23 protein-coding genes are annotated in these 23,290 nt (G+C 64.0%); 9 read left to right on the top strand and 14 right to left on the bottom strand.

Going from position 1 to position 23,290, the window contains the following annotated elements; genetic code table 11:
• The first annotated feature begins 13 nt into the window (after nucleotides 1-13).
• On the top strand, nucleotides 14-643 hold the full coding sequence (locus tag ACOQPI_RS10460) for an RDD family protein (RefSeq protein WP_420619588.1): 630 nt from the start codon (nucleotides 14-16) through the stop codon (nucleotides 641-643).
• A 59-nt stretch (nucleotides 644-702) separates the two neighbouring features.
• Entirely contained in the window at nucleotides 703-1,413 is a 711-nt protein-coding gene (locus tag ACOQPI_RS10455) for an RDD family protein (protein WP_420619587.1), read from the top strand.
• Between the two features lie 29 nt (nucleotides 1,414-1,442).
• Here the strand turns inward: ACOQPI_RS10455 and ACOQPI_RS10450 are convergent, their stop codons facing one another.
• Genes ACOQPI_RS10450 through ACOQPI_RS10440 form a run of 3 tightly spaced genes read right to left on the bottom strand, consistent with a single transcriptional unit; the run spans nucleotide 1,443 to nucleotide 4,139 of the window.
• Entirely contained in the window at nucleotides 1,443-2,396 is a 954-nt protein-coding gene (locus tag ACOQPI_RS10450; protein ID WP_420619586.1) for an LLM class flavin-dependent oxidoreductase, read from the bottom strand.
• A gap of 5 nt (nucleotides 2,397-2,401) precedes the next feature.
• Complete coding sequence (locus tag ACOQPI_RS10445; protein WP_420619585.1) at nucleotides 2,402-3,253, bottom strand: TIGR03619 family F420-dependent LLM class oxidoreductase; 852 nt, start codon at nucleotides 3,251-3,253, stop codon at nucleotides 2,402-2,404.
• A 43-nt stretch (nucleotides 3,254-3,296) separates the two neighbouring features.
• Nucleotides 3,297-4,139: an SDR family oxidoreductase gene (locus ACOQPI_RS10440; protein WP_420619584.1), complete on the bottom strand. Its 843-nt coding sequence runs from the start codon at nucleotides 4,137-4,139 to the stop codon at nucleotides 3,297-3,299.
• 85 nt (nucleotides 4,140-4,224) lie between these two features.
• Between ACOQPI_RS10440 and ACOQPI_RS10435 the strand changes: the two genes are divergently transcribed.
• Nucleotides 4,225-5,031: an SDR family NAD(P)-dependent oxidoreductase gene (locus ACOQPI_RS10435; protein ID WP_420619583.1), complete on the top strand. Its 807-nt coding sequence runs from the start codon at nucleotides 4,225-4,227 to the stop codon at nucleotides 5,029-5,031.
• On the opposite strand, the gene ACOQPI_RS10430 is transcribed toward ACOQPI_RS10435, so the two are convergent.
• From ACOQPI_RS10430 to ACOQPI_RS10410, 5 genes are read right to left on the bottom strand one after another with little or no spacing between them, the layout of a single operon-like run.
• Nucleotides 5,028-6,200, bottom strand: coding sequence for an acyl-CoA dehydrogenase family protein (locus tag ACOQPI_RS10430; RefSeq protein ID WP_420619582.1), 1,173 nt, complete (start codon nucleotides 6,198-6,200; stop codon nucleotides 5,028-5,030). The genes ACOQPI_RS10435 and ACOQPI_RS10430 overlap by 4 nt on opposite strands.
• Before the next feature lie 58 nt (nucleotides 6,201-6,258).
• Nucleotides 6,259-8,688: a CaiB/BaiF CoA transferase family protein gene (locus ACOQPI_RS10425; RefSeq protein ID WP_420619581.1), complete on the bottom strand. Its 2,430-nt coding sequence runs from the start codon at nucleotides 8,686-8,688 to the stop codon at nucleotides 6,259-6,261.
• Between the two features lie 9 nt (nucleotides 8,689-8,697).
• Nucleotides 8,698-9,600, bottom strand: a complete 903-nt coding sequence (locus ACOQPI_RS10420) for a cyclase family protein (RefSeq protein WP_420619580.1) — start codon at nucleotides 9,598-9,600, stop codon at nucleotides 8,698-8,700.
• Nucleotides 9,601-9,649: 49 nt separating this feature from the next.
• Nucleotides 9,650-10,336 (bottom strand): hypothetical protein, encoded by a 687-nt coding sequence (locus ACOQPI_RS10415; RefSeq protein ID WP_420619579.1) that lies wholly within the window; start codon nucleotides 10,334-10,336, stop codon nucleotides 9,650-9,652.
• 20 nt (nucleotides 10,337-10,356) lie between these two features.
• Nucleotides 10,357-11,094, bottom strand: coding sequence for a maleylpyruvate isomerase family mycothiol-dependent enzyme (locus tag ACOQPI_RS10410; protein ID WP_420619578.1), 738 nt, complete (start codon nucleotides 11,092-11,094; stop codon nucleotides 10,357-10,359).
• 47 nt (nucleotides 11,095-11,141) lie between these two features.
• On the opposite strand from ACOQPI_RS10410, the gene ACOQPI_RS10405 reads away from it, so the two are divergent.
• Nucleotides 11,142-11,546 (top strand): hypothetical protein, encoded by a 405-nt coding sequence (locus ACOQPI_RS10405; protein WP_420619577.1) that lies wholly within the window; start codon nucleotides 11,142-11,144, stop codon nucleotides 11,544-11,546.
• A gap of 20 nt (nucleotides 11,547-11,566) precedes the next feature.
• Here the strand turns inward: ACOQPI_RS10405 and ACOQPI_RS10400 are convergent, their stop codons facing one another.
• A complete protein-coding gene (locus tag ACOQPI_RS10400; RefSeq protein WP_420619576.1) occupies nucleotides 11,567-12,754 on the bottom strand; it encodes a hypothetical protein in 1,188 nt (395 codons plus the stop codon).
• A 32-nt stretch (nucleotides 12,755-12,786) separates the two neighbouring features.
• Here ACOQPI_RS10400 and ACOQPI_RS10395 point away from each other — a divergent pair, with 32 nt between their 5' ends.
• The 3 genes from ACOQPI_RS10395 to ACOQPI_RS10385 all read left to right on the top strand — a co-directional run bounded on the left by ACOQPI_RS10395 (nucleotide 12,787) and on the right by ACOQPI_RS10385 (nucleotide 14,725).
• Complete coding sequence (locus ACOQPI_RS10395; protein ID WP_420619575.1) at nucleotides 12,787-13,605, top strand: formate/nitrite transporter family protein; 819 nt, start codon at nucleotides 12,787-12,789, stop codon at nucleotides 13,603-13,605.
• 65 nt (nucleotides 13,606-13,670) lie between these two features.
• Nucleotides 13,671-14,141: a mobile mystery protein A gene (locus ACOQPI_RS10390; RefSeq protein ID WP_420619574.1), complete on the top strand. Its 471-nt coding sequence runs from the start codon at nucleotides 13,671-13,673 to the stop codon at nucleotides 14,139-14,141.
• A complete protein-coding gene (locus ACOQPI_RS10385; protein WP_420619573.1) occupies nucleotides 14,138-14,725 on the top strand; it encodes a mobile mystery protein B in 588 nt (195 codons plus the stop codon). The genes ACOQPI_RS10390 and ACOQPI_RS10385 overlap by 4 nt, the downstream gene beginning before the upstream one ends.
• Before the next feature lie 196 nt (nucleotides 14,726-14,921).
• On the opposite strand, the gene ACOQPI_RS10380 is transcribed toward ACOQPI_RS10385, so the two are convergent.
• From ACOQPI_RS10380 to ACOQPI_RS10370, 3 genes are all read right to left on the bottom strand, one after another.
• On the bottom strand, nucleotides 14,922-15,341 hold the full coding sequence (locus tag ACOQPI_RS10380; protein WP_420619572.1) for a PIN domain nuclease: 420 nt from the start codon (nucleotides 15,339-15,341) through the stop codon (nucleotides 14,922-14,924).
• Nucleotides 15,341-15,547: a DUF2191 domain-containing protein gene (locus tag ACOQPI_RS10375; RefSeq protein WP_420619571.1), complete on the bottom strand. Its 207-nt coding sequence runs from the start codon at nucleotides 15,545-15,547 to the stop codon at nucleotides 15,341-15,343. The genes ACOQPI_RS10380 and ACOQPI_RS10375 overlap by 1 nt, the downstream gene beginning before the upstream one ends.
• A 71-nt stretch (nucleotides 15,548-15,618) precedes the next feature.
• Nucleotides 15,619-18,861, bottom strand: coding sequence for a DUF499 domain-containing protein (locus tag ACOQPI_RS10370; RefSeq protein WP_420621025.1), 3,243 nt, complete (start codon nucleotides 18,859-18,861; stop codon nucleotides 15,619-15,621).
• A 149-nt stretch (nucleotides 18,862-19,010) separates the two neighbouring features.
• On the opposite strand from ACOQPI_RS10370, the gene ACOQPI_RS10365 reads away from it, so the two are divergent.
• Complete coding sequence (locus tag ACOQPI_RS10365; RefSeq protein WP_420619570.1) at nucleotides 19,011-19,271, top strand: hypothetical protein; 261 nt, start codon at nucleotides 19,011-19,013, stop codon at nucleotides 19,269-19,271.
• On the top strand, nucleotides 19,268-19,657 hold the full coding sequence (locus ACOQPI_RS10360) for a hypothetical protein (protein ID WP_420619569.1): 390 nt from the start codon (nucleotides 19,268-19,270) through the stop codon (nucleotides 19,655-19,657). The genes ACOQPI_RS10365 and ACOQPI_RS10360 overlap by 4 nt, the downstream gene beginning before the upstream one ends.
• A gap of 83 nt (nucleotides 19,658-19,740) precedes the next feature.
• On the opposite strand, the gene ACOQPI_RS10355 is transcribed toward ACOQPI_RS10360, so the two are convergent.
• On the bottom strand, nucleotides 19,741-22,539 hold the full coding sequence (locus ACOQPI_RS10355; protein WP_420619568.1) for a DUF1156 domain-containing protein: 2,799 nt from the start codon (nucleotides 22,537-22,539) through the stop codon (nucleotides 19,741-19,743).
• Nucleotides 22,422-23,264, bottom strand: coding sequence for an IS3 family transposase (locus tag ACOQPI_RS10350; protein WP_420621024.1), 843 nt, complete (start codon nucleotides 23,262-23,264; stop codon nucleotides 22,422-22,424). Before ACOQPI_RS10350 ends, ACOQPI_RS10355 begins: the two co-directional genes overlap by 118 nt.
• Nucleotides 23,265-23,290: the final 26 nt, after the last annotated feature.

Genomic DNA, 23,290 nt, shown 5'->3' with positions numbered 1-23,290 from the left:
GCCTGCGATCGGTATGAGCGTTTCTTCCTGGGAGCCTGACCCAACCAGCCGCCACCAGTATCGCTGGTGGGACGGCGAGCAGTGGACCGACCAAGTCGCCGACGACGGCGTCCAATCCGTCGATCCGGTCAGCGCTGCTGAGGCAGATCTTCCGCACGGCGCACTTCCGTCACTGCCACCGCCGTCGATGCCGGAGTCGGACATGTCCGAAGGTCAGTTCCGCTCAGAAACCCCCGATCCACTCTCCATGTTGTCTTCGCGGGGAAAGCGACTTGGCGGAATTTTTCTAGAGTTCCTGCTACTCACCGTTACACTTGGCATCGGTTGGCTGCTTTGGTCTTTGTACGTTTACTCGCGAGGACAAACCCCCGCGAAACAGCTGCTCAAAATGCGTGTGGTTCGCGTCGATCAAGGCGAGGCAGCTGACATTTGGTGGATGGTCCTGCGCGAGTTGGTGCTGAAAATGATCCCTTCACTATTTCTCTTGGGCCTCCTCTGGGTGGCCGTCAGCGGACTCTCCATACTCACTAACGACCGACTTCAGGCGCTGTGGGACAAGATGCTGAAGACGGTGGTCATTGACGATCCTGGCGACTTGTACAAGCCTCATCCCTACTCTCGAGATCGCCTTTGGCAACAATGAGTGCGATCCGCGGACAGACTGACGGCTGATTGTCAGCTACCAGGTAGCCTCACCGTCACATGAGCAATCCCTCCTGGGAGGCAGACCCGACCACCCGACACGAATACCGCTGGTGGGACGGCGAAGAGTGGACCGAGCATGTGGCCGACGACGGGGTGCAATCCCTCGACCCCCTTACCGGTGCAGAAAACCTGGAGCCCCCGAAGGAGCGCCGGACCCATGCCCCCGGGGCAACCGCCGGGCAAGGAGCGCTTTCATCTGACCAGCCGGTCCAACTGGCCTCTCGCGCCGCCCGTTTTGGCGGACGGCTCATCGATTTGGCCGTCTATTTTGCGTTCACTTTTGTCTTGTTGCTCGTCCTTCACTTCACAGACATCAAGCCGATACCGGTCGACGAGCCGTACGATGCCGACCTTGTTCGGGACTATGCCGAAAGCGTGGAAGGACTCTTTTGGGTACCGATCTTGTTCATCGCGCTCTATGAAATCGGACTGACCGCGATGAGAGGCCAAACCTTCGGCAAGATGGCAACCAGAACGCAGGTGGTCCGAGCCGAAGACCTCTTCCAGCCGGAATGGGGCCGCGCTCCCAGTTTGGGGCAATCGATCATTCGCTGGACTCTCCCCGCAGTGCTGCTCGTTCCCGCCTTCTACCTTCCATACATTGGAGAGATTCTGTTTCTGCTCTGCTACCTGGCCCTGATGTGGGATCGCGATCGACAGGGATGGCACGACAAGGCGGCAAGAACCCTGGTGGTAATGAAGCCGTAGGCTCACTCCTGCCTACGGCTCGTGGAGCCCTACCCAGAAATCAGCTGTTTGAGATGCTCAACGAGCTCTCCGTGCAAGTCGAGTTGATCGCGGATATAGGCGGGTGACAGGCCGACAACGTGGATGCGGATGTTGATGGTGTTGGAACCGGTGGCGGCCATCTCAGCGTGCAATTGCTCAGCGGCCTCGGCCCCGTCGGCGGCCAGCACGGTGTTGGCTCCTTGGTCCCAGCGGGCCATTGTGCCCTCGGTGGTGTAGGTGCGGTACAGGTCAAGCTGGTTGTTGACGGCCTCACCGGGGGGGCCGCCGATCCACACTCGGCGAATCAGGATCTTGGGGCCGGTTCCTCCGGCCTCGTCGTAAGCATCCGATAGCGCCCGCACGTGGTCTGTGGCTTGGAGGCTGTCGTAGAGGATGCCCAAGCCGAGCCCGGCCGCCCGACGGACCGCGGCGTGCGACTGGGCGGCGGCCACCATCGGCACCGGGTTCTCGGCACAGGCGCTGATGGCTCGGTCGTCGGCCAGCGGACCCTCGGCTTCGCCTCGCAGCGCGGCCGCCACTAGGGGTAGTGCCTGCTTGAATCGCGGGCTGATCTCGTCGAACGGAACCTCTGCCAGCTCGAAGTCCACCGGCAGCGCTCCTGATGCGAAACCCGCTCCCACCCGACCCGGGAAGGCTGCCGCAAGCCAGGCCACCTCCTCCGCAATGAGCGCGTAGGGCTTCATCGGCAAAAGCAGAGGGCATGGCGCAGCCCACCCAGACGGCATGGCCGCTAGCAGGAATCCGGCCATTTGCTGAGGGCTGGGGAAATAGCCCGGGAAACCGGCGTGGTGCTCCGACACCATTACCCCGTCGTAGCCCACCTCCACGGCTCGCCGGGCCAGGTCGCGCACCTCGTTTAGCTGCTCAGCGGCGGGGCCGTCGTGGGGATACAGCCGCAGTGACACCGAGCCCTGGGCCAGCGGCGGTGCGGTGTCAACCATGGAGTTCAGTGCCGAATGAAGGCGTCGGCGAAGCGGCCCAGGGCGTCGCGCTTGGCCTCGATGGAGGCGCAGACCGGGTCGCCGGGATACCAAGGCATGGCGATGGTGGAGGTGACCCCGTGCTCGTTCATCTTGTCGTGCAGTCGAGGCGAGGGATCGGCATTGGGGATCACCATGGTCTCGAACGGCCCGTCTTCTTTGCCGGCCTCTTTGCGCAGCTCGCCGAGGCGGTCTAGCAGCTGGTGAATCTCGGGCAGGTCGTAGTTCATGCCTACCCAGCCGTCGTTGCGGACCGCCCGGGCCAGCGCAGCCTCCGACTTGCCCCCCACCCAGATGGAGATCGGCGCGTCGGGCTGGGGATACATCCCGGTGGGGCCGAAGTCGAAGAACTCGCCGTGGAACTCGGCGGTGCCGTCGCGCCAGAACCGGCGACATATCTCGATCATCTCGTCGGTGCGCCGCCCCCGGGTGCGGGGGTCGGCCCCCAGAAGCTCGATCTCCTCCCGCAGCCAGCCAACCCCAATGCCCAATCGCAGCCGGCTATTGGATATCAGCGACAGGGTGGCGACCTGGCTGGCCACCGAGAACGGCTCGCGCATGGGCAGGATGTACACGTAGGTGAGCACCTCCAGCGACGTGGTGGCGCTCAGCATGGCCGCGGCGGTGATCAGCGGATCGGCGAATGGCGAGGTGTGGTCGAAGGGGTTCTCCCCCGAGGGGTGTACCGAGGCGAATCCGGCGGGCACGGCCACATGGTCGGCCAGGGCCACCCCGGTGAACCCCTCGGCCTCGGCGGCCCGGGCGATGTCCACCAACTGGTCGGTCTCTTCGAACATCACCGCGGCGTAGTACTTCACTGGCTTCTCCTTGCTTCGGCGCCTGCTGAGCCGCCCTGGCCGGTCATGATCCCGGTATTTCACCCAGCATCACATCACGACCCAGCGCGGGCTCGATGAAGGAGCCGAAATACGGGCCCCTGCGCAGGCTGTGGCCGCCGTCGATGTTGATGCATTGGCCGGTTATCCATCGGGACTCGGGGCCGATCAGAAACCGGGCCAGATGGCCCACATCCTCGGGGTACCCAACATCGGCCATGGGGGTGTTGTCGATATAGCTGTCGTACACCTCGCCGTCTCGGGGGATGCCCTCCATGATCTCGGTGGCGATGAAACCGGGTCGGATGGCATTGAACCTGATATTGGCCGCGCCGTACTCGTCGGCCGCATTGCGCATGATGGCCTCGATTCCCGCCTTGCCGGGGGTGTAGGCCCCAAAATACATGTGGGTTACGTGACCGGCGATCGAAGACATGCCCACGAACGACCCGCCCCCGGCGACTCTCATCAGGGGTACCGAGTGCTTGACAGTGAGCATGGTGCCCAGCACATTGAGATGCAGCACCCGCAGGAACTCGTCGGTGTCCTGGAGGTGGTAGGGGCCCATTCCGCCGCCCCCGCCCGCGTTTGCCACCACTCCGTTCAGCGTCCCGGTGGGCTCGGCGGCAGCGGCCACCGCGGCGGCCACTGAGGACTCGTCGGTCACGTCGGCCACCACGTAGGACACGCTGCCGCCGTTGGCGGCTTCTTTGCCGATGCGCTCGGCTGAATCGGCCAGCTTCGACTCGGTGCGCCCGCAAATGGTGACGGCGGCGCCGTCGGCGGCCAGCGCAGCTGCGCAGGCGTGGCCGATCCCCGTTCCGCCACCGGTCACCAGCACTCCATATCCCTTCACGCCATCTGCCATGATTGCTCCCTGATGAATCGCACAAGGCTGTTGATCTTGTGCGGTTGATTGATCTCAGCAGCCGCAAAGGTAACAGGAGGATCTGATGAAGGCAGACGCGCTGGACGCATTCCGGCTGGACGGCAAAGTGGCGGTGATCACCGGGGGCGCCTCGGGCATCGGCGAGGCCACCGCCGAGCTGTTCGCCGCCGCTGGGGCCAAGGTGGTGTGCGGCGACCTCGACGGCGAGGGAGCAGAGAGCACCGTCAAACGCATCCGCGAGGACGGGGGTGAGGCCATCGCCCAAGCCTGCAACGTGACCTCCCGCGACGAGGTAGACGCACTGGTGCAGCGTGCGGTGGACGCCTATGGCGGACTCGACATCATCGCCAACATCGCCGGCGCCATGTTCCCCGGTTTGATCGAGGACCTGACCGACCAAGACCTCGACGCGGGCATCAACCTCAACCTCAAGGGAGTGGTCTACGGCTGCCAGGCGGCCATCAGGGCCATGAAGGACGATGGCGGCGGGGTGATCCTGAACGTGTCGTCGGGAGCCATCGACCTGGCCTATGAGGGCATCGGGGTCTACGCCTTCACCAAGGCGGCAGTGGCCATGCTGGGCCGCACCCTGGCGCTGGAGGTCGGCCGTTACGACATCCGGGTGTGTACTTTGGCCCCCGGCAGCACGCTCACCAACTTCACTACGTGGCGGCTCCACAATGAGGACGGCACCCTCAACCAGGAGGCCTACGACGAGTTCTTGGACTACGCCCGAGACCTGTCGCCAATCGGTGCCCTCGGCGAAGCCCTGGACCAGGCCTACCTGATGCTGTACTTGGCCTCAGACGCCGGAAAGTTCACCACCGGCAACGTCTTCCGCTCCAACGGCGGCCAGACCACAACGTTCTAGCGGGGCGAGCGGGGCAACCCCATCCCCGCAGTGGCGATGATGTCGCGCTGAACCTCGTTCACGCCGCCGCCGAAGGTCCCTACCGGAGCCCCCCGATAGGCCCGCTCCAACTCGCCGGCGAGCACCGCCTCCGGCGTGCCCTTCACCAGGTATGAGCGCTGCCCCAGCACCTCCATGAGGGACTGGAACGACTTCACCTTCAACTCCGTGCCGAACACCTTCATGGCCGAGGCATCGGCCGGCTTCAGCTCGGTGTCCTCCAGCGCGGCGGCCACTTTCCAGTTGTACATCTTCAGCGCCTCGTTGCGGGCGTACACCTCGGCCAGGGCCAGCCGCACCCATTCCTGGTCGATCACCCGACGGCCGTCGTCCAGGGTGGTCTGGCGGGCCCAGTCCACCACCCGGCGCAGCGGTCCGTCGATGTTGCCCGCTGGGGCCAGGCCCACCCGCTCGTGGTTGAGCTGCGCGGTGATGAGCTTCCACCCTCCGTTCACCTCGCCGATGCGGGCCCAGTCGGGCACCCGGATGTCGTTGTAGTAGGTGGCGTTAGTGTGGCCCCCGCCCAATAGCCAGATGGGGGTGTGGCTGAAGCCGTCCAGGGTGGTGTCCACCGCGAAGATGGTGATGCCCTTGTGCTTGGGCACGTCGGGATCGGTGCGGGTGGCCAGCCATATCCAGTCGGACTCGTGGCCGCCGGTGGTCCATATCTTCTGGCCGTTGATGATCCACTCGTCGCCGTCGCGCACCGCCCGGGTCTTGAGCGAGGCCAAGTCGGTGCCTGCGGTGGGCTCGGAGTAGCCGATGGAGAAGTGCAGCTCGCCAGCCAGGATCTTGGGCAGGAAGAACGCCTTCTGGTCCTCGGTTCCGTACACGTTCAGGGCCGGTCCCACCGTGTTGAGGGTCACGAACGGCAGGGGCACACCGGCCCGATTGGCCTCCTCGAAGAAGATGAGCTGTTCCAGCGGGGTGTAGCCCTGTCCGCCCCATTCCTTGGGCCAACCGACTCCAAGCCAGCCGTCCTTGCCCATTTGGCGGACGGTCTCCCGGTAAACCTGTCCCGCCCGTCTGCCTTCCATGGCATCCCGCCGCTCGGGGGTCATCAGGTTTTCGAAATAGCTCCGCAGCGTGGATTGCAGCTCGAGCTGGCTTTCGGTGAGGTCGAGGAACATCGACGGAAACCCTATTGCCCTGCGGGCCGCGAACCTCAGCCCGGAGTCGCCTTCAGCACTAGTAGACGGGGCGGGTGCCGATGACTTTGGTTTCGGCTAGGCGGGCGATCTCGGATGCGTCGAGGCCGAGCACGTCGCGCAAGATCTCCTCGTTGTGCTCTCCCAGAGTGGGGGCGGGGCGCTTCAGGGGGTGGTACTTCCCGTTGAAACGGCCGGGGAAGCTGGGATAAGGGACTCGACCAACAACTACGTGGTCCATCCACTGTTGGTGGCCCCGGGCGACAAGCTGGGGGTTGTCAACCGACTCCCGGCCGCTGATAACCGGGGCGGCGGGCACACCGGCTTCAAGGAGCTCGTCCACGGCGGCATCCCGGTCCCGCTCGGCCACCCATGCGCTTATGGCGGCGTCGATCTCGTCGTGGTGGACATGGCGCTCGTCACGGCTGGCCCAGGCCACCCAATCCTCACGGCCAAGGAGGCGGGCCAATGCGGGCCATTGGGCATCGTCGTCCACCGAGATCACCACCCATTGGTCTTCGCCTGGCGCGGCGTAGATGCCCTGGGGAGCGGCGTAGGGCGAGCGGTTGCCCTGGCGTTGGAGGAGCTGTCCGTAGGCGGTCCACTCGATCACCTGCTCGGCTGCCGCATTCAACCCAGCCTCAATCAGGGGAACCTCCACCAACTGCGCCTCCCCGGTTTGGGCCCGGTGCTCGAGGGCCAGCAGGGTGGCGAACACCGCGTGCATCCCGCCGAGCTGGTCGCACATCCCCCGGGGGACGAGTGGCCGGCCCTCGGGATCGCCGGTGAGGAAGGCCAAACCGCTGGCCTGCTCGATAGTCATGGCGAATCCGGTGCGATCGCGCCACGGTCCATCGAGCCCGAAGGCCGGCATCCGCACCATGATGGCGTTGGGGTTCAGCCGGTGAACCTCGTCCCAGTCCAAGCCGAAGTTCTCCACCACCCGGGGGGAGTAGTTCTCGATCACGATGTCGGAGATCTCAACCAGCCGCTTCACCTGGGCCAAGCCGTCGTCGGTGGACAAGTCCAGCGTCACCGACCGCTTGCCGGTATTGGCCCCGTGGGTAACTGGGCTCCACTCCCACAAGTCTTCGCGTTGGAGTCCGCTGGCATAGCGCATCCCGTCGCACCGCTGGATGGACTCCACCTTTATGACGTCGGCGCCCAAGGCAGAGTAAAGACACGATGCCACCGGCCCGGCCCAGAAGGTGGCCAGGTCGCAAACCCGGAGTCCGGCCAGCGGAAGCGACGGCTCGGTACGGGCCGGCCGCGGACCTGAGGCTCGACTCGAATCCACCGGCGCCCCGGGCAGGTCATCGCCGGCTTCGCCCAAGGCGGGAGCAGGCGGCACTGGGCGAGACGGTCGAGAACCGAGCTTGTAGGGCACTCGAGGTTGGGTGAACCCGCCGGGGTTCTGCACGTAGACACCCCGCTCGGCGAAGTGGTCGATTTGGGCGACCCGGCTGCCGTCGCCGATAGGGGCCACCGGCACCCGCAGCAAGGTGGCCTTCTCTACGATCTCATCCACAGTGTGGGCTTTGGTGTAGCGCGCGATGCGCTCCCAAACCTCGTTGCGGTTGTCCATCCGGCCGTCGCCGCTGGACAGCTTCGGATCGTCGGCCATTTCGGGGTCGTCGATGACCACGCAGAAGTCCTTGAACTGCTGGCCGGTGATGGTGCAGAAACCCACCCAGCCGTCTTTGGCCTGCTCTATCGACGGGATCTCGATGGAGCGAGTGGCCCCAGTGCGGGATTCGGGGGCGTAGGTGGCGTAGAGGTGGGCATAGACAATGAAGCTGGTGGTCATGGCCTCGTAGGCCGAGATGTCCACATGCTCGCCCTGGGCGCTGTCTCGTCTGGCAGACATCAGGGCGGCCAGTCCCAGTGCGCTTGCGTTTGCCGCCGTCAGGAACTCCCCAAGCTTGCCCCCCACCCCAAGGGGCATTTCCCCGGGAATGCCCCGGCTGTGGGTGGAGCCCACCCAGGATTGGAGGGTGAACTCGTTGGCTGGGCGATGGTCCCATGGTCCCCCGCGGCCCCAGGGAGAGATAGACAGCAACACCAAGGATGGGTTTCTTTCGACCAACTCGGCGTGGCCCAGCCCCATCGACTCGACGGTCCCGGCCCCCAAATCCTCCACCACCAGATCGGCGGTGGCAGCCAGCTCCAGGAACCGGTCCCGGCCCCCGGAATCGTCCAAATCGATCACGATGCTGCGCTTGCCCGCGTTGAGGAACTGAAAGAACGCACCGTCTCCGGAATCGCCGCCGGCGGGCGAGCCCGATGCCGACCACGACCGCATTCGGTCGCCGCCGGGGGGCTCGATCATGATGACCTCGGCCCCGGCATCGGCGAACAGCTTGGCGGTGTAGGCCCCGCCGATGGTGCGGGTGAGCTCCAGCACTCGCACCTGGTCGAGCACCGCCCCATCAGGGGTGCCCAGCAGGCCTCCTCCGGCCATCTCGGGCATGGGCGGGTTCTACCCGATTACCACGGGGTTGATCGGGCTGCCGGTGGCCCCGGTCACGTTGAGAGGGGACACGGTCATGAAGCCCTCGTGGCACCCGTCGGCGGCCATCTCAGAGAAGTTCAAGAACTCCAGCATGTAGATGCCCGCGCCCACCAGCAGGATCTTGTGGACGGTGAGGAAGTCGTTCTCGTCGAACGGGATGACCTCGATGGCGGCGTTGTCCGACCCCACGGCCACCACGTCGTGGGCCATCAACCACTCGGCTCCGTCGTTGTTGATGCCCGGCTGGGCGAAGGGCTGCTCGGCGGTGGGGTCGGCCTCGATCGACCACCACATGTCGAGGTAGCCGGTGCGGATCAGCACGATGTCGCCGGCCCGCACCGGTGTGCCCTGGGCTTCGGCGCAGGCGGCCATGTCGGCCCCGCTGATCGGCGTGCCCGCCTCCAGCCACTTGTCGGCGCCCATGTGGGCCACCATGTCGAGCAGAACAGCCCGACCGGCGATGGCGCCCACCTTCTCGATGCCCAGTCGGGAAGCCCCGGTGTGGGTCTTCATGGCCTCTTTGGAGAAGCCGTTGTAGTGCTTGTCTTGGCCGTACACATGGCAAAGGGCATCCATGTGGCTGGTGGTGTGGGAGGCGAACACCAGCACGTCCTCATGGGCCCCGGTGCCGTCGTGGCAGCCGTAGGCCGCGTAGATCCCCTCGTCGGAGGCGTTCTGAAGGGTGAGCCGCATTGGCGTGCCTCGGTAGTCCATGATGGGAACGCCCTGCGACTGGATGGGAATGCCCAGCGGATACACCTTGCCGGTGGTGATCGACGCACTGGCCTGCTTCACCACGTCGGGGGTGAGCAGATTCAGCGCCCCCCGCTCATCCTCGTCGCCCCATCTTCCCCAGTTATTCTCTCCCATAGCCGAGACTCTAGTAACACGGATGCCAGCCGGTCACCCCAGCGTGGAGTCACCCGTCGGCAGAGGGCGGCGGGTTCATGCCGAAGTCCTTCAGTCGCCGCTCAATGAGGGGCATCATGCCGGGGAAGCTGGGGATGCGGCGCAAGCGGCGATCGAGATACAGGCCCATACCCAGAATCGTGGCTATTGATGCCCCCCAGTTGACCCCCAAGCGGATAAGCACGAACTTGTTGACCGAGGCGTTCTGTAAAAGCCAGGTGTCGAATCCGGCACTGGCGAACACGATAATGGCCACTACGACAGAGACTCGCCGGGTGGCAGCTCGGTATTCGGGGTGGGACTTGGTGTCCGGGTTGATCGGCACGAGATAGGGCAGGGCGTATCCGGTGGCGTTGCGCCGCAAGCCCGCCGACACCAGCAGGGCCAGGGCGGCCAGTGCCTTGGCCGAGATTCCGATGCCGAAATACACGTCTTCGCTGTCGTAGATGATGCCGAAAGTGCCTCGGATCAGCAGGTAGACGACGATGATGGGCATAACCCGACCGAGGGGCAGCCCCCGGCGGTAGCGGCTGATCTGGGCCTTGACGGCCCACAGCGTCATGGCGGCAATGGCGGGGATCAAGCCGAAAGCGCTGTTGAGCACCAAGAACAGCACGATCGGCATGTACTGGTCGAACGCATCGGCCCGGGTGGGGACCGACGGCATCGGTGCCGGAGGGGATGATTCGTCGGCCATGGTTGGATTGCTTGGCGGCTCTAGCGGGACAGGGCGAACCAGGCTCGGGCGGCGTCGGCGTCGCCGAAGGTCTCCACACCGGGACTGTCGAGGCCGATACGCTCCCACGACAGCAGCAGCAGGTCGGTGCCGCTGGCCCGCACCGCGGCGTCGCCCTTGGCGTGCTCGAGACTCATCTTGATTCGGCCGCCGTCGTTCACCAGCAGCCACTCCCCTTCTCCGTCGGTGCGGTGCAGGTGCATGCTGGCGTCAGGCAGGGTCATCTCCCAGTTGGCCACCGCGAACGGCAGCACTACTTCGAAGAGCTCGCTCACTCCGTCGGCTGCCAAATCGGAGTCGATGGGGCCGGGGTCGCCGAAGGCCGCCTCGGCATCCCAGCGGTGTACCGCCGTCTCATGGGCCATGCGCCGGAAGTAGAACGCCATGGTGTTCTGGCCCGCCCAGCTCCAAACCGCCTCATCTGAGTCGGCCCCGTCAAGCGCCTCCTGCACGAACCGGTGTCCCTCCTCGAACCACTCCACGATGGCGTCGCCCTCGGGGGGACGGGGGATCTCGTCGGCGGGGATCATCTCGGTGGCCCGCTCGGCCACGTGGCGCCCCACCGATCGGTACACCCGGCCCACGTGGGCCAGCAGCTTGTGCACGGTCCAGCCGGGGCACGTAGGCACCGCGGCGCCGATTTCTCGCCGTCCGGCGGCGGCGATGGCCTCGCCGTCGGACCTTAGGGCTTGCTGATAGACGGCCCGGTCGATGCTCATGGCGCGACGGTACCAACCCCAACTAGCCCGACCACTAAGTTGAGCCCATGATCGAAGCCAATTGGGACCTCGACACGTTCCGAGTCTTCCTCCACATCCTCGGCGCAGCGGTGTGGGTGGGAGGCCAGGTGATAGTGGCCGCTTTGGTGCCGGCCCTGCGGAAGATTGGTCCCGAGGCCACCCAGGTCGCCGCCCAGCAGTTCGCCCGGGTGGCGTGGCCGTTCTTCTGGCTGGCGGTGCTGTCCGGACTGTGGAACCTGCTCGAGGTGGAGTTCGAAGATGCGGCCAACAGCTACCACATCACCCTCACCATCAAGCTGGTACTGGTGATTGCCACCGGCGTGACCGCCTGGCTGCACACCAAGGCCACCGACCGTCGCCGCATCGCCATGATGGGTTCGCTGTCGGGCGTGACCTCCATTGGCGCAGTGCTGGTGGGCGTGGCGCTGTAGAGCCTTCGCACACCTCAGACTCAGAACTCAAAGTCTCCGAAAACCTCGGGAAGGGTGAAGTCGAACCCCACCTCAAAGGCGGCCCGAGCCCCGAACAGGGAGTCCATCGCCGCGCTGGCTATCTCATAGGCGGCCCGGACCTCAACGAGTGCCCCCGTGCCGATCAACGCTTGGGCCTCGATCAAGGCGTCGGCGGCCACCGCCCGGTTCTCAACCAGCAGGGCATCGACCGCGTCGCAGGCCACCTGGGCCCGGCGCCGGAACTCCTTGGCCTCGATGACGACGTCTCGGGCGGTGTCGTATACATCCGTCGGGGTCTCCGAGTCGCTGAACGAATACGCCAGGGCTGATGCGGAGTGGACGTCGTCGGTGCTGTCGCGGTCGCCCGCGACAACTTGAATCTCGAAAGCAGTGGCAGTGGCCGCGACCAGGTTGACCCGGGCCTCGGCCAAGGCGGCCCACAGATCGTCGGCCACCGCCGCGTTGTACGCCGTTCGGGTTACGGCCAGCGAGGTCAGCGCGGAGCGATACTTGCCGACAGACGACGAGTTGATGTCATCGTCCACCGCGGTCTTGAGATCGGCGGCCAGGGCGGTTTGGGAGGCGGCCTCCAACTCCTTGAGATAGGCGGTTCGAGCGTTGGCCAGCAAGATGAGGGCCTCGTCCACGTCTCGATAGGCCTGACGGGCATCGGCCAAAACGGTGAGGGTCTGGGCCATCTTCACGTAGCCGGCTTCATCGGAGTCCAGATCGGCATCCCTCTCCCGTTCTTCCACCAAGGCGACCAGGGCGCTGGCCAAGTGCCCGGAGAACTCGCTCTTCTCCTCCGTTTCCCCGTCGGCGGCATCGGCATCTCCAGCCCCCGCGCCGACAATGGCGCTGGTGGGCGAGTCGGACGCGGCGAAGGCGGCGGTCACCTCGGCCAGCGTGCTGCGGGCGGCATCGGCATAGGAGGCAACCGCCCCTTTGGCCCGCAGGGCCTCGGCCATGGCCAACACTGCGGCCTTGTCTGCATCGTGGGCGGAGGCGTCGGCCTCATCGTTCCATCCGGCGATATCAGCGAAGAAGCCAGCCCGCTGGGCGGCATCGGCCGCCTCCCCTATATGAGCACAGGCGCTGCGCAATGCCTCCACCGCCCCGGCGAGGTAGCGGGAGTCGGAGATGACGCCCCCGGCAGAAAACTCCGTCTCGACAGCCGGTTCAGCCATGTCCTACACGGTAGTTGAGTAAGAATAGGGATATGTCAGAAGCCCTGAGCCCGGAGGAGATTGCCCGGAAGATCAAACGGGCCGGAATCGGCAAGGCCAAGTTCGATCTGGCCCAGACCACAATCCTCGGCATAATGGCCGGCGCGTTCATCGCCCTGGGCGGCGTGTTCGCCCTGACCATCGCGGTCAGCCCGGAGCTGGGAACCGGCCCGGCCCGACTGCTCATCGGTGTGGGCTTCTCGCTGGGGCTGTTCTTGGTGGTGGTCACCGGGTCGGAGCTATTCACCGGCAACAACCTGATGGTGGCCAGCTTCTTCAGCCGGCGCATCAGCGGGCGCGACCTCTCGCGCAACTGGGCGCTGGCCTTCGTGGCCAACCTCATCGGCGCTCTGGTGATCGTGTTTCTGCTTTACTTCAGCCGATGGTGGGCCCAGGCTGACTACTCGTTCTCGGCGCGTACCATTCAGATCGCCAACGACAAAGTGAACCTAGGCTTTGGCACCGCATTCGTGCGGGGGCTCTTGGCCAACATGCTGGTGTGCTTGGCGGTGTGGATGGCGGTGGCCGGCCGCTCGCTGGTGGACAAGATGATCGGGATCATCCTGCCCATAACCGCCTTCGTGGCCGCCGGCTTCGAGCACAGCATCGCCAACATGTTCTTCCTGCCGCTGGGCTGGCTGGTATCCACCGACGCAGATGCCCTAGCCGCCGCCGGCCTCACCACCGACCAGATCGACCGCCTCAACTTCGGCTGGGTGGCCCACAATCTGGTGGCCGTCACCCTCGGCAACATCATCGGCGGCGCCCTAGTGGGCCTAACCAACTGGACCGTGTATCTGAGACGGCAGTAAATAAACAGGTTATGACCTGTTTATTGCGATTGATACTACAGGGATTAACCTGTACCCTATGTCGTGTGCAGAATTCCGAACTGGCCCGCAACCGCCTAGACGACCGACTCAAGAGCATCCCCTCCCCTGGCGACTTGGCTCGCCCCCACAAAGGGTGGATCCGGGCTATTCGCGACGCCCTCGGCATGAGCGCCAGTGAACTGGCCTCCCGAGTGGGAGTCCGCCAGCAGACCATCAGCGAAATCGAACGCAGCGAACAGCACGACACCATCCGGCTGAAGACCCTGGAGAGCGTCGCCCAGGCCATGAACTGCCAACTGGTCTACGCCCTCATCCCCGACACCACCCTCGAGGAAATCCTCATGAACCAAGCCAGGCACAGAGCAATTCAGCATCTAGAAGCAATTTCGCAGCACAGCCGGCTCGAAGATCAAGCTGTCAGCAACAAAGAACTAGCCGACCAAATCGAAGAGTTGGCTGTTCTACTCGCTGGGCGGCGTGGTCTGTGGACTGAGGAGCCAGTCGCCTCACAGTGACCGATGCCCTAATGCCCATAGGAGAAGGCCACACTGAGCTTTCTCCTGAAGATCACGATGGATTGATCCCGAGCTACATCGCAACCCGAGGCGACCTATACGACGCGGAGCAGCGAAACATCGCCCAGGCCCTGCTGCGCCGCCCTCCACGAACAGACGAATTGCTCGACGACAAGTATCTCCGCGACCTGCATAACGCTATGTTCGGCCAAGTCTGGAATTGGGCCGGCCAATACCGAACGCGTGAGACGAACATCGGCATCGAGCCCACCCAGGTCGCCGTTGCCGTGCGCTCGCTCACCGACGACGTCATCTGGTGGATCGACTCAGAGACTTTCGCTATCGACGAAATCGCCGTTCGATTCCACCACAGACTCGTCGCCATCCACCCGTTCCGCAACGGCAACGGACGCCACGGACGCATCGCCGCCGACTACCTAGCTAGCGCCCTCGGTACCGACCCCTTCACCTGGGGCCGCTTCCTCGACCTACCCACCAGCGACCTCCGCAAGGCCTACCAATGCGCTTTGCAACACGCCGACGCTGGCGAAATCAACCCACTTCTAGCCTTCGCCCGCAGCTGATCAGCGCTTCGGAGATAGTGAGCGTCTAGCGAGCAAATGCCGGGGCGACGTCTGAGATGAACCGGTCAAAGAGGAACGCTGCTGCCGTCGCAAACCAGGGCGCTATTTCTGCGACACACCACTAGTAGGCCTCACCAACTGGACCGTCTACCTGAGACGGCAGTAGGGGTCGAAGCCTTGCAGCAGGGTCACCGAACTAGTCGGCGGTGCCCCTTTCCAATACCCATTGGTGAGGCTGGCCGGTGATCTCGGCAACCAGTTCGAAATCGGCGTCGTAGTGCAAGATGATCAACTGGCGGGCCTCAGCTACCGCAGCAACTAGGGCATCGACGAGAGAAAGCGCTCGATGCTGGCCTTTCTCAGCAAGTTGTCGTTGGATGCCGATCGCCCGATGATGGTCGCCGTCGGTGACCGGCACAGCGTCAAACGCGTCAAGCCGAGTCATGATCGCCTCGTGATCAGCTGAGCTGCGGGCGCTGAACCCGAGTTCAAATATCACCGGTGAGCACAGGGCAATACGCCCCTCAGCTATGAGCGGAGCAACAGCGGCGGCCACCGATGCCTTCGAGAGGCGGGCAAAAACGCTCGTATCGGCCAAGTGAGTGGCCCGGGCCACTACGCGTCGCCGCCCCAGGCCAGTTCAGCCGCTTCAAAGTCGAATCTGCCCTCTTCGCTCAAGAGCGCCACGAGCTCTAGCCGACGCTTGGCATTTACGATTTCCAGCAGCGAAGCGTGCACCGTCTCTCTCAGCGTCGTCGTTCCCAGAATCGCCGCGGCCTGATCAGCGATATCTCGATCTACATCAATAGATGTCTTTGCCATACCCATGAAGATATCAAGATATCGACAGGATCATGCAAGGGCCGCAGAAAATCTCAGCGACCTCAAAAAAGTCACTCGAACTCGGACGCTTTGGCGCCGAGGTTGGTGGCGTTTTCGGAGACGGTGCGCTGGGTGGAGTCCTCGAAGCCTTCGGGGTTGGTGGCTCGGACTTCTAGGACAAGTTCTACGTTGGGGCCGAGGTGGGAGCTGATGTGCTCGGCGATCTCGCCTAGCTCTTTGATGCAGCGCACGGGGTCGAGGTCGAAGTGGGCGTAGAACTGGGTTGGGCTGGTGCTCGTTGCTGGGCCAGGAGTCCCGGACGAGGTGCTGGGAGATTGAGTGTCGGCAGACGGTTCTGGGGCTTCCTGCTCGGAGGACTCCGGTTCCGATGGATCGGGCAGTCGGTCGGGGCGTACGAGTAGGCCGCTCGGGGTTGGATTTACGTGCTGGAGGGTTTGAACACCGACCCATGTTGAGTCGTCGTGGGCTTCAGCGTAGGCGAAAGTCTCTTGGGCCCAATCCGTGGTGGCGGTCCCTGTGCTGATGGCTGAGTTGAGCACGTGGGGTGACGAGAGTCTTGGCATGTGGGGGTAGCGGGCGTAGGTTTCCCACAACTTTCCCACCGCTACATCGCCCCGCTCTGACCACAGATCACGGCGGTCAACATCCATCCGCACTCGGACCCCGCTGTACGTCGCGATCAACTTTTCCTCGGTGGCCAGTTTCTTAGAAACCCGGGCACCAATATCGCCGCTGGCGGCTGCTCTGGTGATCTGCCACTCGACTTCGGAAGTACCCGCCTCCTGTTTGGGGGTGAGCACCTGGGTAAACGCCTCGGAAATGAGGCTGTCCACCTGCTGTGAGACTTCCTTCACCTTGCTTTCTGCCTGGCTCTTCTGGTGTGGAGTCAGGTTGAGGGCCTCGTGCTCGTGGGCGATTGACTGCCAGGCCAAGTACGACCGGGCCGCGTCGCGCAACTCGCTCAGTCGATTGGCGGTTGCCGCCACAAACACCAACAGGTTGCGGTTCATCCGTGGACCACCGTGGCGCTGATCCAAGATCCCTTGAGCAAGCTCCACTGCCGGGGAGTTCTCGTCGTTGGATGAATGCGTGGCGTCGGGAGCGAGCACCACCAGCCGCACCCCTTCATCGTCATCAGGCACATCACCCGGCCCTTCGGCGAACACTTGAATCGCCGCGAAGTCTCCGCGCTCCCGCTGGTTCTTCAACCGAGATGCCACCTCATCGTCGGCGTGGAGATCTGTGTAGTTCGAGGCCGCCCGGTCGGCGGCCATCCGGGTGACGTTTGGCTGGAGCGAGTACCAATACTGGGCCCCGTCCACGTAGAGGTGGGTGGCCTCTCCCGACAGCCGTCGGAGGGCGTCGGCAAACTGACCAACCGGCTCGCCCGGCTGCACGCAACCCAGCACCACCGACTTCAGATCAACTCCCCGCTTCCCATCAGGCCGGGGCGCCGAGCCCATGTACACCGTTCGGGCTGCTCGCCTGACGGCAGAAAATCGGCCGAAATGAGTGTACTCGTTGTCGATGCGCAGCGGCAGGGCGTTGGCCCCGTCCACATCCGACTTGATGACAGGATCCCAGGCCTCCTCCAGGTACTTCTTCATCTCGCTCACCAGCGCCCCTGAGTCCATCGGCAGGTTGCCGGGCATGATCAGAAGCGACTGGTCGCCGCGCTGCCAGAGCTGGGAGATGGCCAGCGCCATGAGCCGCAGTGCGCCCCGGGTGCGCTGGAACTTGTCGAGAGCCGACCAGTCGTCGAACAACCGGTCGAACAGCTCGGGGTGGATCGGGTACGACAGTTCCATTCGCCTGCGATAGTCGGCCTCGCCAACGCCCGACGGGAACTCCTTGCCCTGGTCCCGGTACATCTCGCTGAAGGCCCGGATGACCCCGTCGCGCACCCTCGCCTTGTCGGGCGGAATCGGGTCGAACAGCCGCCGCCGAACGATCTCGAACGACTCGTCGGGCGATGCCGGCTGCCACTGGGCGGCGGTGCGGGTAACCACGTTCTTCAGCTTCTCCAGCGCCGTGCGCCCCCTGTCGCCACCCACCTCTATGTCCGAGGCGGGAATCGACACCAGAACCACCACATTGGGCACCGCCGCGGCCGCCTCGGTGAGGGCTTGGGCGAAGGTGAACTGGGTGTCGAAGTCGCCGCCAACAGAACGACTCCCCTCGTCGCCGTCGCGCAGCTGGCGGGCGTAGGCCACCCATTCGTCGATCAGCACCACCGCCGGCCCACACTGCTGGAACAGCGTTCGAAGCGCAGCACCCGGATTGGTCCCGGCCTCATCATCGGCCCGAACCAGCTCATAGGCGCTGCGGCCCCCGAGCTGATAGGCCATCCGCCCCCACAGGGTGTGCAGCAGCACGCCGTCTTCGGCCGGCTCCGTCGCCGAGGGGGAGATCATCTGGCCCACCAGCACGGCCCGAGACACGTTCTCGGGGAGTGACAGCCCTTCTTCAGCGAGTATCTCGCCGACTCCGGGCAAGTCCTTGGCGGCTGTGTCCGACGCCAGGTGGTACAGCGCGATCAGGCTGTGGGTCTTGCCGCCGCCGAAGTTGGTCTGCAACTCGATCACCGGGTCGCCGCCGCCCCCCGACAGCCGGCGGGCCGCACCCACCAGCAAGTCCCGCAACCCCTGGGTTATGTAGGTGCGGGCGAAGAACTCCCTTGGGTCTTGGTACTCGGGCTCGGCGTTGCCGCTCAGCACCTCGAACAGGTTGGCGGCGAACTCCACCTGCTCGAAGCTCCCCTGGGCCACATCAGCGTGCGGGGTGATGATGTCGCGCCAAGGCGTCAGGCCCGCCTGAGGCTGGCCCTCGGTGGGCTTCGCCGCTGTCTTGCGCCGCTCTGCCCGCGACTCCTCCTCCATCATCTGGCGCATCAGGTCGCGGCGCAGGCTGCGAATCTGCTGACGCTCTTCGAGGTTGCCGAACGCCTCCAGCAGCCGCTCCATGGAATCGAGTGCCCGCACCGTGTCGTCGGTGGAAAGCGCCTTCTGATGAGCCCAGCTATTGCGGGCATCGGCCACCTCGAACACCAGCGCCCGCACCGCCGGCGGGAACCCATGGCCGAACACTTCCTGCCAAGTGACCTTCATCCCCTTGAACAAGAAAGCCGCATCGTCAACAGAGGGACTGTGCTCCGGCGAATGAAGCCGCCCGTTCACCGCGTCGAGCCACCCGTCGCCATAGAACCCCTGCCAAGTGTCCTCGCACTTCGGCCGAAGCCCGTCGCGCAGGAGATCAAGCGCCTTGGAGATGCGCTCGGTGTTGGCCATCACCATCGGCACCGCTCCCCGTCAGGCATGCTCACGCCCCCACAATGCCACGCAGCAGCGACATATCCTCTGCCCGACCCCCGATCACCAACACAGAAAAAGAAGAACAGCATATTTCGTTGCTTTTCCATTCACCATCCGATAGACAAGGAACAATGTTGGATCGCACCAAGTCCGTCACCCCCAACGAGGCCGACACCGACCCCGACGACGACTGGGTCGAAGAGTGGACCAACTACGTGCCCGACCCCATCGTCATCTCAGAAGAGCGCCGCCAGGAGTGCCGCGAGGCATTTGACCGCTTCCTTGCTGAACAGTTTGAGGAATATGGAGAACCCTCCCCCGAGGAGATGGCCCAATCCCTGGCCTTTTGGCGCTCCGTCGACGAACACCTGAAGAATAAGAACAAACGTTGAGCACCCTCGTTTTGGACTCCGGGGCAGTCACCGCGTTGGCGCGCCGAGGCGGGCGATTGGCAACAGGGGCTCCCCTAACCGACATCCACGACTCTCTACCGGCAATCGTGCCGTCCGTCGTTCTCGTGGAATGCCTGTCGGGTCGCCAGCATACTGACGCGGTGGTCAACCACTTTCTGAAGGCATGCGTGGTGGTTGACGGACCTCACGAGAAGCTGGCACGCCGGGCGAGTGTACTACGAGGTAAGGCTGGTCGAGGCTCAGCCGTGGATGCGGTGGTGATCGCCATGGCAGAGCCAGGAGGGATCGTCTTCACCTACGACATCAAGGATCTGACGGCACTGGCAACCCACGCCCACGACGTCAGTGTCGTTGGCATGCCATAGCTAACCGCCAGCCAGGATCTCACTAGCCGGCGACGGCGCACGTCGAAATACGGCCACAAACCCCGCGCAATGGTCCAGAACCCTCAGAGCATGGCTTCTTGGACGGGCGCCGCAGCTTCAGCGGCCGTCGCATCGGCCCCGGATCGGAGGCTGGGCCAGGCGGTGATGAGGCCGTTGTAGGCTCCGGCCTCGGCCGCCCATCCCTTGTCGTTGGCCTTCTGGTAGAGCAGGTAGGCCAGTTGGCGGGCCCGTTCGCCGTAGCCGCCCAGGGTGTGCAATAGCTCAGCCGCCTCTGATTCCGACCGCTCCAAAGCGGCGATCAGATGCTGCACCGACTCCCACACCGTGCGCCGAAGATCGTCGACTGGCGAATAGCCCAACGGAAGCTCCGAGCGCTCATAGAGCCGGAACTTCCCCGCCCGAGCTTCGCCGATGCCCGACTCCTCAATACCCGCCAGTGATGTGTTCTTGGCATTGGCCACGCTGTCGGCATCCCCTGCTGGGCCAGGGTTGTAGCCGAACTCGGAGAACCAAGTGAGCGCGAACCGTGTGTCGGAATCCAGCTCGGCTTCCTCCCCGTCGAGCACCTCGCCCAGCACATCATTGATGATCGACAATGCCGACGACACAGGCATCGACGATCCATCCGCCTCCACTACCTTGGCGTACCGCGAGAACACCTTGATCCCCGGCCCGATGGTCGATTGAGCCATGTCGACGGGAGCGATATTGCCCGACTGGAGAACCCGCACCGCCTCCGGCAATTCCGCTCGAAGCGCTGCGATGAACTCGCCACGAGTGGCCAAAGATGCTGACGTTGAGCGTGGACGACAGGCCAGCACGATGGACGAGGCCAGGGCATTCGAGCCCAGTCCTCGCGGCCTATTCGCCAACTCCGTGCGCATCGGCCATGTGGCGCTTACTTGGAGGCCAGCATCCACAACTGCTTGCAGGAAAGTATCCCAGCCGGTAGAACGGACTTCTCCCCCCTTGGCTTCCGTCGCTTTGTAGGCATAGAAAATCGTGGCGGGGACTTCCGACTGACTTTTCTCCTGCATTGCTGCCAGTTCAGACATGAACTTCGCCATGGATGTCTCGAAGTGGGCTTTGGCACTGGCTGGACCGTCGTGACGACCAGGATCGGCAATCATCTCTTCTGCTTTCGGAGTCCGCAGAGTGGAGCACTCGTCCGGCCAAATCGTCGACAGATTCCGCCTCAGCCAAACATAGAAGAAGTCAGAAATATCGGCATATCCCACATTGTCGTAGTAGGGCGGATCCGTAGAGATTGCAGCCCCGTCAGACTCTCGAACACGGGCTTGAGCATCCCGCTGGACCACCTCGCTGGATGCGGAAGCAGGCAGGTGCCCAATGGACTTCGCGATCCAATCGACCATAGCCATCCAATTACCGCTGGATTTTGAAAAAGGATTGCACTCAACAAAATCCCAGGTCATTGGAATAGCTTGACGGCTAAAGGTGTTCCGAATGAGTTCTCTGGAATTATGCCAAGTGCAGATCGTCGACCAGTAGTCAACACATTTATCAATCGCAAAAGACAGATAAGTAAGCACTGCATCTACATAGGCCGTCGCACCGCGACCGCTCTCCCTAAGTCGCACTCCATGAGATTTCATATGCATTGCTAAAGCGTCCGATTCAACCATCCTTGCCACATCTTCGAGTAGATCTGAAAAGGTGGTGAGGGCCATCAGCTGTCTTGAGACGAATAGCTTCCACCACTCGTCTAGGCCGTAGGCTTGAACTCGAAAGCCAAGACCCTTTTGAGGTAGAGATTCCTCTGGCTTCCAAACTGGTAGCTCCGCGATCGCCGCCGCTCTATCTGTTGCTCTAGGCGAACAGTACGCTCTTCCAAAGTCCCCCTCAGCCACAACAGCGATCAGTTCCTGACCCATCCTCCCTGCGCGACTTTCTCCCTTTATGTACGTGGCCGGAATTGCTGAACCTGTCGCAAGACACACTCCATCGCCACCGCTACAGGTTCGCTCATACAGAGGCTCGCCGCCTTCACGTATCTCGTAACTGATCGTCTGCGCAGCCCGATCCACGACCGGCTCAATCCACACCTTGGGCTTGCCCGGCCGCTTGGCCAGCGTCCACGAGGCCACCAACGGCACATGCCCCGACCAACTCGGATCAGGCGACTCCACCGTTCTCGCCCATATCCAGGCAATCGGTGTCAGCTTCTCCCCGTTCGGACCCGTCGCATCCGGGTACAGGTGTCCGATCCGCCGCTCGGCCTCGTCGCGCATCCACCGCCCATAAGCCCACACGTCCGCCGCCAACCCCTGCGCCCGTTCCCACGTCGTGAGGGTCTTGTCAATATCCGGATGCACCGGCGGCATCCCGGCAAAGCGGGGTGGTATCTCGATCATCGCCTTGTTGATCAGCACCGCCACCGGATTCAAGTCGCCCGCCAACGCCTTCAAACCCAGCCGCTGCGCCTCCAGCGGAATGGCCCCGCCCCCCGCAAACGGATCGAGGATCGGCGGCGCCCCGTCCGGAAAACAGCGGTCGATCTCCGCCCGAGCCTCAGCCAGCACCTCAGGATCATTGGAGTTCTCCCACTTCACCAGCCGCTCCAAGATGCCAAACAACCGTTGCCGCTCCGCCTCCTGCTCATCCGGCGTCAGCGACTCATCCCCCGACGGATCGTCCACCAATGACGCCCAAATCACCGCCCGAGCCGCCGCCAACGGCCGCCGAGCCCACCACAAGTGCAACGTAGAAGTGAGCTTCCCCCCTAATCGTGGAGAGTTTGTTTTTGAGGGTCGGGGTTGTGGGCCTGTTCGTATTCTACGGGGCTGGTCATTCCGATTGCGGAGTGGAGGCGGTGCTGGTTGTACCAGGTGTGGACCCATAGGGTGATTTCTCGTCGGGCCCGGGCTCTGGTGGTCCAGGCTCGGCGTGAGATGAGCTCGTGTTGGAGGGTGGAGAAGAACGACTCGGCCGGCGCGTTGTCCAGCGCGTTGCCGGTTCTTCCGGTGGACCGTGAGATGCCGAGCCGCCGGCAGGCGGCGGCGAAGGCTTCTGAGGTGTATTGCGATCCCTTGTCCGAGTGGAAGATGACGCCTTTGACGTTGCCGCCTCTGGTGGCGACCGCGGTGTTGATGGCCTGTTTGGCCAGCTCGGCGGTCGGGTACCGGTCGGAGGTGGCGAAGCCGACCATGCGCCTGGAGTAGAGGTCCTCGACGGTCGCGAGGAACACCGGGCCCTCGGCGGTGGGAACCTGTTTGAAGTCGCCGCACCATTTCTGGTTGACCCCTGTCGCGCTGAAGTCGCGGCCCAGAAGGTCTGTGGGGGCCGCATGGGAGCTGTCGGGGCTGGTGAGGCCCTTTTTGCGTTTGGGGCGGGCGCACAGGCCCTGGCGGGCCATCGAGGCCTCCACCGTCTTCTTCGACACCGACAGGCCATCGCGTCGCAGCCGGGCGCGCACCCTGGGCGACCCGTAGGTGCCGTCCGATTCGTCGAACGCCTTTTTCACCTCGGCGTCCAGCGCCCGGCGACGCCGCTGCCGATCGGTCAGCGGCCGGTCGAGGTGCTTGTAGAACGTGGATTCCGCCACGCCCAGCGCTCTGCAAGCCACAGAGTGAGGCACACCGTGGTCGGTCC

Source organism: Candidatus Poriferisocius sp. (genome assembly GCF_965219815.1).
In the GTDB taxonomy this organism is placed as follows: domain Bacteria; phylum Actinomycetota; class Acidimicrobiia; order Acidimicrobiales; family Bin134; genus Poriferisocius.
Note: the sequence above shows the minus strand (reverse complement) of the source record. Positions and strands in the feature narration are given on the sequence as shown.

Coding starts and splice junctions, on each gene's coding strand:
- ACOQPI_RS10460 (WP_420619588.1), top strand. CDS start 14: ATGAGCGTTTCTTCCTGGGAGCCTGACCCAACCAGCCGCCACCAGTAT.
- ACOQPI_RS10455 (WP_420619587.1), top strand. CDS start 703: ATGAGCAATCCCTCCTGGGAGGCAGACCCGACCACCCGACACGAATAC.
- ACOQPI_RS10450 (WP_420619586.1), bottom strand. CDS start 2,396: ATGGTTGACACCGCACCGCCGCTGGCCCAGGGCTCGGTGTCACTGCGG.
- ACOQPI_RS10440 (WP_420619584.1), bottom strand. CDS start 4,139: ATGGCAGATGGCGTGAAGGGATATGGAGTGCTGGTGACCGGTGGCGGA.
- ACOQPI_RS10435 (WP_420619583.1), top strand. CDS start 4,225: ATGAAGGCAGACGCGCTGGACGCATTCCGGCTGGACGGCAAAGTGGCG.
- ACOQPI_RS10430 (WP_420619582.1), bottom strand. CDS start 6,200: ATGTTCCTCGACCTCACCGAAAGCCAGCTCGAGCTGCAATCCACGCTG.
- ACOQPI_RS10425 (WP_420619581.1), bottom strand. CDS start 8,688: ATGCCCGAGATGGCCGGAGGAGGCCTGCTGGGCACCCCTGATGGGGCG.
- ACOQPI_RS10420 (WP_420619580.1), bottom strand. CDS start 9,600: ATGGGAGAGAATAACTGGGGAAGATGGGGCGACGAGGATGAGCGGGGG.
- ACOQPI_RS10415 (WP_420619579.1), bottom strand. CDS start 10,336: ATGGCCGACGAATCATCCCCTCCGGCACCGATGCCGTCGGTCCCCACC.
- ACOQPI_RS10410 (WP_420619578.1), bottom strand. CDS start 11,094: ATGAGCATCGACCGGGCCGTCTATCAGCAAGCCCTAAGGTCCGACGGC.
- ACOQPI_RS10405 (WP_420619577.1), top strand. CDS start 11,142: ATGATCGAAGCCAATTGGGACCTCGACACGTTCCGAGTCTTCCTCCAC.
- ACOQPI_RS10400 (WP_420619576.1), bottom strand. CDS start 12,754: ATGGCTGAACCGGCTGTCGAGACGGAGTTTTCTGCCGGGGGCGTCATC.
- ACOQPI_RS10395 (WP_420619575.1), top strand. CDS start 12,787: ATGTCAGAAGCCCTGAGCCCGGAGGAGATTGCCCGGAAGATCAAACGG.
- ACOQPI_RS10375 (WP_420619571.1), bottom strand. CDS start 15,547: ATGGCAAAGACATCTATTGATGTAGATCGAGATATCGCTGATCAGGCC.
- ACOQPI_RS10370 (WP_420621025.1), bottom strand. CDS start 18,861: ATGGTGATGGCCAACACCGAGCGCATCTCCAAGGCGCTTGATCTCCTG.
- ACOQPI_RS10365 (WP_420619570.1), top strand. CDS start 19,011: ATGTTGGATCGCACCAAGTCCGTCACCCCCAACGAGGCCGACACCGAC.
- ACOQPI_RS10355 (WP_420619568.1), bottom strand. CDS start 22,539: ATGGGTCCACACCTGGTACAACCAGCACCGCCTCCACTCCGCAATCGG.